Here is a 3,139-nt window from a genome sequence, read left to right on the forward strand (position 1 = left end):
CAATTCATAGAAAGCGGCGGGAAACTCCATCCCGCAAGTGGCGTGGAGAGGGACAGCCGCCCCGCCGCTTCGGGCATTGGGCACTTGTACTGAGCGAAGTCGAAGTATTGGGCATTGGAAACTTCTTTCCCCTGCCCCCTGCCCCTTTTCCTCTTCTTTGACGTACACTTCCAGCTTGACAATCGCGTAACCAAGTTTTAACTCCTTGGGCAACAGTGCCGTTACTACTATCGCGTGGCGGAGATACTGGCTGCTGTCCTGAGTAGGAACCAATTTGAGAAAACATCATCACTAAACGCCAACCAATTTTAGTTTTAGTCAACAATAGCCAGTGGAATTCCTGCAATTCTACTGCTTTCTTTCCTATGTACTGCCGCTCTAAGGTAGTGAAGAAAACTTGCTCAACTCCTGATGCAGAACTTTTAGACGCGTCTGCACTATATTCTTCAAGGTTAAGGGGTAGAGGAGTAAACTCAGGTCTTCCTGCCACTAGGATATAACTGTAAATATCACTGCTTCTTCTGAGGCGGCGGGCGCGTTGACTAGCGCGATTAGTATAACTAGGTAAATTTTGCAGTAGCTGTATAGTTAATGTTTCTAAATTTTGCTCAGAACACAAAGACTTTACCCCACCGTTGACATTTTCCTTTTCTGCTAGCGCAGAGGGTTTAGGGGTGAGGTTTATCGAGAACGCTGGGTAAGCAAGGCTATTTGATACTAAAACCCAGAAGCTACAAGCTAAAAGCCAACTATAATTTTTCTTTTTGAGCGAAGAGGTAAGATTGTTCTCCCCTACACCCTGCACCCGATCCCCCGGCTTCTTACTGACTTTTAGCTTCATGCCACCGTGGTTAACTCCTCAGAAATCCTCTTCCAAGCTAACTCTGGCTCAGTAGTAGTAGTGATGGGACGCCCAATTACTAGATAATTTGCGCCTGCTTTAATGGCTTGTGCTGGCGTGAGCGATCGCTGTTGATCGCCTTTATCTGCCCAAGTTGGTCTAACTCCTGGACAAACTAGCAAAAAGTCATCTCCACAAGTTTGTCGTAGCACTGCCGCCTCTTGGGGCGAACAAACTGCCCCATCTAATCTTGCCTCTTGAGCCAGCAGTGCCATTTCTAGCGCGTATTCTGGTAACTCTAGGGGAATCTTTAAATCAAACGCCAGCTGTCTAGCAGAAATACTCGTTAATAAAGTAATGGCAATTAATTTAGGCGGTTTTACACCTGTTTGGGCTGCCCCTTCTTGTGCCGCTTCTGTTGCAGCTTTCAGAGCTTCTTTACCACATGTTGCATGAATTGTCAATAAATCTACCCCGTAACGAGCTACACTACGACTTGCACCAGCGACTGTGTTCGGGATATCGTGAAACTTTAAATCTAGGAAGATGCGCTTTTCTTTGGACTTTAGCACTTCTAGAATTTTCGGGCCAGTGCTGGTAAACAACTCTAAGCCGACTTTCCACCAAACCACTTGCGGGAGTCGATCTATAAGAGCGATCGCACTTTGTTCATCCGCCACATCCAAAGCCACTATAACTCGTTGTACCTGTTCCCCATTCCCCATTCCCTACTCCCCACTCCCCATTTAAACTAAACGTACAAACTTATTTTTGCCAACTTGTAAAACCTTACCTTGTAACTGGTCGGCTTGTGCAAAAGTAGTATCAACATCGGTAATGCGATCGCCATCTAAGCGCACTCCACCTTCTTGAATTTTTCGCTTTCCTTCCCCCGTACTTTTGCATAAGCCAGTGACATTGAGAATATACGCTAACTTAGCGGGATGCGATACCTCAGCTAGAGAGAATTCTGGAACTGCACCTTCCTTTCCACCGCTTTGGGCGGCTTCTTTCGCCTCTTGGGCTGCTTGTTCGCCGTGGTACTGTTTGACAACTTCCCATGCTAAAAGTGTCTGGCGATCGCGGGGATTTTCTGGCAGTTGATCCAAAGGTAAATCTGTCAACAGTTCAAAATACTCCTCCAGCAGATTATCCAGAACGCCTTGTAACTTCTGATATTTTTGCCCAGGATGTTCCGACAACCCAATATAATTACCTAAAGACTTGGACATTTTTTGCACCCCATCTGTGCCAATCAAAATCGGCAGCAGCATCCCAAACTGTGGCTTTTGACCAAAATGGCGTTGCAAATCTCTGCCCACAGCAATGTTAAATTTCTGATCAGTCCCTCCCAATTCCACATCTGCCTCAACGGCAACGGAATCGAAACCTTGCATTAACGGGTACAGGAACTCATGGATAAAAATCGGATTCTCTTTTTTATAGCGATCGGCGAATCCTTCCTTAGCCAACATTTGCCCCACCGTCATCGTCGAGAGTAACTCCAAAATTTTCTCTAAGTTTAGTCCAGAGAGCCATTCGGAGTTATAGCGCACCTCTAATCTTCCTGGTGTGTCAAAATCCAAGATAGGACGTACTTGGTCAAGATAAGTCTGAGCATTTTGGGCTACATCTGCTTCTGTAAGCTGACGACGCACTTCAGATTTACCTGTCGGATCACCAATGCGTGCGGTAAAATCGCCAATAATCAGAACTGCTATATGGCCTGCATCTTGAAACGCTCGCAGTTTTCGTACTGGTATGCTATGACCAAGATGAATATCAGTACCCGTAGGGTCAATGCCCAATTTGATCCTCAAAGGTTGGTTTGTAGTTACCAAGCGCTTTTCTAGAGTTTCACTGTTAACATCAGTTGGTTGTGGGAAAACTTCTACCACACCACGACGCAGCCAAGCTAAATCTTGCGTCATACTAGAAAATCCCTGTTAGCTACGTTTTGCAAACTAGAAGTTAAGTTGGTTATAAACACTTGCAATTTATCCGCTTTCTCATCTGCCAAACTACTATAATTGCAAAAAATTAACCGCCTTGCTTCGTCCAATCAATTACAGTTAAATTTACAAGTGAGGAAGTGAAATCGCCGTGTCGTCTTCTAGGACTTTTGAAGATAAACAGCCACAACGTCGGGCTTCATCAGGTTTTGAGTTTTTGAAAGGAGTCGGTCAGGTAGCTGGCGGTACTCTCCTTTCAATGACCATGCTAGCAATTTCCATTGTAGCCGGATGACTGGTTGGTTTAGCCATTAGTTTCCGCAATTTGCCAGATGTGAGACAGCTA

3 protein-coding genes are annotated in these 3,139 nt (G+C 45.4%); all 3 read right to left on the reverse strand.

The features are described from left to right. Positions 1–4: 4 nt before the first annotated feature. The 3 genes from LC574_RS33165 to tyrS are packed head-to-tail and all read right to left on the reverse strand — an operon-like array spanning position 5 to position 2,772. On the reverse strand, positions 5–841 hold the full coding sequence (locus tag LC574_RS33165) for a hypothetical protein (protein WP_306422195.1): 837 nt from the start codon (positions 839–841) through the stop codon (positions 5–7). Further along, on the reverse strand, positions 838–1,566 hold the full coding sequence (gene pyrF / locus LC574_RS33170) for an orotidine-5'-phosphate decarboxylase (RefSeq protein WP_229457833.1): 729 nt from the start codon (positions 1,564–1,566) through the stop codon (positions 838–840). The genes LC574_RS33165 and pyrF overlap by 4 nt, the downstream gene beginning before the upstream one ends. A 21-nt stretch (positions 1,567–1,587) precedes the next feature. Then, on the reverse strand, positions 1,588–2,772 hold the full coding sequence (gene tyrS / locus LC574_RS33175) for a tyrosine--tRNA ligase (protein ID WP_229457834.1): 1,185 nt from the start codon (positions 2,770–2,772) through the stop codon (positions 1,588–1,590). Positions 2,773–3,139: the final 367 nt, after the last annotated feature.

It is taken from the genome of Nostoc sp. CHAB 5715 (assembly GCF_020829685.1).
Lineage (GTDB): Bacteria > Cyanobacteriota > Cyanobacteriia > Cyanobacteriales > Nostocaceae > Nostoc.

What these genes read in the sequence shown, in the direction of transcription:
- LC574_RS33165 (WP_306422195.1), bottom strand. Translation starts at nt 841, where the DNA reads ATGAAGCTAAAAGTCAGTAAGAAGCCGGGGGATCGGGTGCAGGGTGTA.
- pyrF (WP_229457833.1), bottom strand. Translation starts at nt 1,566, where the DNA reads ATGGGGAATGGGGAACAGGTACAACGAGTTATAGTGGCTTTGGATGTG.
- tyrS (WP_229457834.1), bottom strand. Translation starts at nt 2,772, where the DNA reads ATGACGCAAGATTTAGCTTGGCTGCGTCGTGGTGTGGTAGAAGTTTTC.